A 3780-nucleotide genomic window follows, 5' to 3' on the forward strand; every position below is an offset into this window, starting at 1 on the left:
ACACCGCTACCATTTCAGTCTTCTGAACACCGCGGCGCCGTGCGCGCCTTGTAGATGACGCTGTGATGGCCGCGGAGATCCAGGCCATTTTCGATGCTGAAAACCGCGTGTGGGGCGCTCGTCGCATCACTGCCGAACTCAACGATCCCACACGTCGCGACGGTGCTACAACCCCTGCCAAGCGGATCAATCGCAAAAAGGTGGCCCGCTTGATGCGGGCCCAGAACCTGTTCGGATTTCAGAAGAAGCGCAGGGTCAAGACCACTGTGCGCGACAAAAGCCGGCGCGTGTTCGCAGACTTGGTGAACCGTGACTTCACCGATTGCGCTGCAAATCGTGTGCTTGTCGGCGATATTACGTATCTGCCGATCGCAGACGGAACGAACATGTACTTAGCAACAGCTATTGATTGTTTCTCCCGCAAACTTATCGGCTTTGCTATCGCAGATCACATGCGCACCGAACTGGTAGAAGAAGCCCTCGAAAACGCTTCCCACCTGCGAGGAGGTCTAGACGGTGCGATTTTCCACTCAGATCACGGAAGCGTGTACACCTCATCGCAGTTCCAGGCAACATGCAGGCGCTTGGGCGTTACCCAGTCGATGGGCGCGGTGGGAACCAGCGCGGATAATTCGCTCGCTGAGTCGTTCAACGCGGCTTTAAAACGGGAGGTCCTCAAAGATACAAAGACCTTCGCCAATCAACTTATCTGCCGCAGAGACGTATTCCGGTGGTGCGTGCGCTACAACACGTGCCGTCGGCACACATGGTGCGGATACCAAACCCCCGATGAGTTCGAGTCCCAAGCCGCTTAAGGCCTGATAGGCTTACACCTACATTTTGTTCACCCCACGGTGTCTACTTTCCGGGGGTCGGGCTCCTTGAAACCGTCGCTCACCAGTCGCCCAGAGTTCTCTTTCTGGAAGTCCTGGATTTTGATTAGGTCTGGGAGCATTACGGTGTTTCAATCATTCCAACTGGACGGGGAGATGAGGTATATGTCGTCGAAAGTTATTTGGCTTAATCGTTCTATGGGGTAATCCTTATTTTAAGAGCATTACAGTGCAGAGTGGAACTATCAGGATTGAACTTCGTCGAGTTGAGATAGCAATGGTATTCCGCGAACCGCTGAGGTTAGCGTCATCATGGTGGCAATGAGCGCGAATGTTGAAATGAGTCCGAGTGTTGTTGAAGCTCCCCAGTGCTCAAATCCAAAGCCAGCGAGAAATGCTCCGAATGGCATGAGAAATATTCCAGGAATGGTAGAAGCTGTGGTTACTGCGCCCATTCGGTAGTCAGGGGTAATGGCGGCAGTAAAAGCCCCAATTGCAGTATTAAAAGACGCTAGGGGTAGACCCGCGATAAACAAAGCAATGATGGTGGCGACCGTATTGCTATGTAGTGTGGTAAGCACAATAAGGCTTATTGTGAAGGTAAGTAAAGCTATAGTGCCAAGTTTTCCTAGTGGTACAACCTCTGCTAGCTTGCTGGCCAAAAAAGAACCTACGATGACACCGGATCCAAAAGATGCTGAAATCAAACCGATAATGAATGCAGATTCTCCTGTAGCGCGGTATGAAAAAATCAGTACCAAGATAAAAGCTGACATTGGAATGTTGGCAACGGCTGCCACGAGAGTGATTGCGCGCAGCCCTGTGTGGCTAAATACAAAACGGAACCCATCAGTCGAGGACTTTAGAACAGAAACATTTGTGTCGTGTTCTTCGGGTAGCTGATTTGTTGACGCTGAATTAGGCTTTCGAGGAACGAGAGCGCAGGCGATGGCATGGAATGCTCCCTGGACAAAAAGAGCTAAGTGGGGGTTTAAACCGTAAAGAAGTCCGGCGCTCGGTCCGCCGAAAACTTCCGCAGTGGATTCACGTCCATGCGCGATAGCATTTGCTGTACCTAGATCGCTTGTAGGGACCATCTGCTTGATGAGACTTTGTTCGCTTGGTGCGTCGAATGCAGAGAGCGCGGAAGCGAGAACGATGCATAAAACTATGGGGAGTAACGGAAGATCACTAAAGGAGAGCATGAGAGCAATGCTGATCCAAATGATCGTTTGAGCGAGAGTAACTAGTTTTAGCACTACTGAGGGATGAAACTTATCTGTTAATGCACCGGCAAACAGGCTCAAAAGAATAAGCGAACCTGTTCCAAAAGCTGATACTGATCCTGCCAGTGTGGCGTTTTTGCTTATGTCAAAAATCAATAGTGGAACTATTACTGAAGCCATTGCATAACCAGTTTGGTTGAACGCCATTGTTCCGACTAAGCGGCGATAGCCAGGAATACTCATTAAGGTGGCCATTTCTTAGTCCTTTCATGAAGGCTAATGTTGGCAAGACGAGGGGAAATCAATGGAATATTGATTTGAATAGTCTGCAAGGTTTTGATGTAGAACTTTGCCCATAGATAAGTTGGTTCTTGAGACTAAGAACCTTAAGGCTTCGAGTGAAGCCAATGCACTGGCTATTGACACGATAGGTGCTATCGCAGCGTTAATCCCAAGAGGGGTTTCCTCGTAGAGTCCAGAAATATTATTCTGTTGCAGCCGTTGTTTTTCACTTTCTCGAAGGCATCGGTAGCACCCTGTCGTTCCGGGGACAAAAGTCGCGCAAACCGCCATCGGCCCGGCGTAGCTGCAGTCAATCCAGGGCTTTTTGGTGGCTATTGCGGCTTCTGATACCCAATATGCCGATTCGGGTGGGTTGTCGATTGCTCTTATAACTAGATCTGCTTCCTTGAAAATGGGAATTAATTCCTCTACTCCTTCAATTTTTCGCTCGATCGTACGTACTGAGCAATCGCTATTTAACTCTCTAATCCTATTTTTGAGTTCATCAGTCTTTAATTTGCCGATAGATTTTTCCGAATAAGCAATTTGTCGATTCAGGTTGGACAACTCGACAGTGTCAAAATCAACGAGAGTTATTTTTCCTATTCCACTTGCGGCCATCTGTAACGCGATGTTAGATCCAATGCCTCCGGCCCCTAAAATACAAATGCTCGACGAGCAGATAATTTCTTGAGGAGCCCATCGATCAAATTTCCCAAATCCGCCTAGCCATGAGTAGAGCGCAGTACTGCGAGAAAAACGAGTCTGTTGTTCTGGGGTTAAGTTGGGTTGAGAAATGGCCTCAATGTGTCCTAGCTGGATTAGCTTCTCGAGCAGAGTATGTGCATTAAAGGGAGAAATTCCCGTTTGCTTAGCGATCTGTTCGGTAGCTTCTTGCTGATTTAGGGTGCCGTTTAAAATTTTATTCAATTTTTGGAGATGGTGGTCTGGATCCTGGACATAGTGCCCGATTCCTGCCGTGTTTGATCCAACAACTGACCTGCCATCCCCTAGAGGCCTAACTTCATGGGCGGTCCGGAATGATATCAAGGACATTGTTCTCCTTAAAGTAAAAAGGGGGCCCGAATGTATTCAGGTCCCCGTGGTTGTCTGATGTTTTATGCCTGTCCAACGCGGTGGGCTTCCATTAGATTCTGGGTGGAAATCACTTCAAAATCGAATGACATTGGCCTCCTCCTTTCATGAGTGAAGTTACAGAAAGGGTAGCAGTGAGCCAAGGCACAGTCAATGAAAAATATAATTTAATTCTCTAAGGGGTGAACGTGTGACATATTTTATAATGTTTAAAAGGCATCTCATGTGAAGGTTGTCTGGGGTGGTGGTTTGTTGCTGTGACGTCTTTCGAATTTCCAGGGTCACAGCTTTGACTATGGCCAACTTGCCCAATGTGAGGTTACCCTCGTTTAGTGGACACCCTA

At 48.3% G+C, this 3780-nt stretch carries 2 protein-coding genes and 1 pseudogene; 1 reads left to right on the plus strand and 2 read right to left on the minus strand.

Annotated elements, in window-relative coordinates:
- Positions 1–29: 29 nt before the first annotated feature.
- Positions 30–815 (plus strand): annotated as a pseudogene (locus HMPREF2635_RS08650) (IS3 family transposase); the annotation flags it as partial.
- Between the two features lie 263 nt (positions 816–1078).
- On the opposite strand, the gene HMPREF2635_RS13015 reads toward HMPREF2635_RS08650, so the two are convergent.
- Positions 1079–2314: an MFS transporter gene (locus HMPREF2635_RS13015; RefSeq protein ID WP_080975087.1), complete on the minus strand. Its 1236-nt coding sequence runs from the start codon at positions 2312–2314 to the stop codon at positions 1079–1081.
- 21 nt (positions 2315–2335) lie between these two features.
- Positions 2336–3397: a HesA/MoeB/ThiF family protein gene (locus tag HMPREF2635_RS13020; RefSeq protein WP_083321292.1), complete on the minus strand. Its 1062-nt coding sequence runs from the start codon at positions 3395–3397 to the stop codon at positions 2336–2338.
- Positions 3398–3780: the final 383 nt, after the last annotated feature.

The sequence above is a fragment of the Corynebacterium sp. HMSC035E02 genome (genome assembly GCF_001836065.1).
Classification (GTDB): Bacteria; Actinomycetota; Actinomycetes; order Mycobacteriales; family Mycobacteriaceae; genus Corynebacterium; species Corynebacterium hiratae.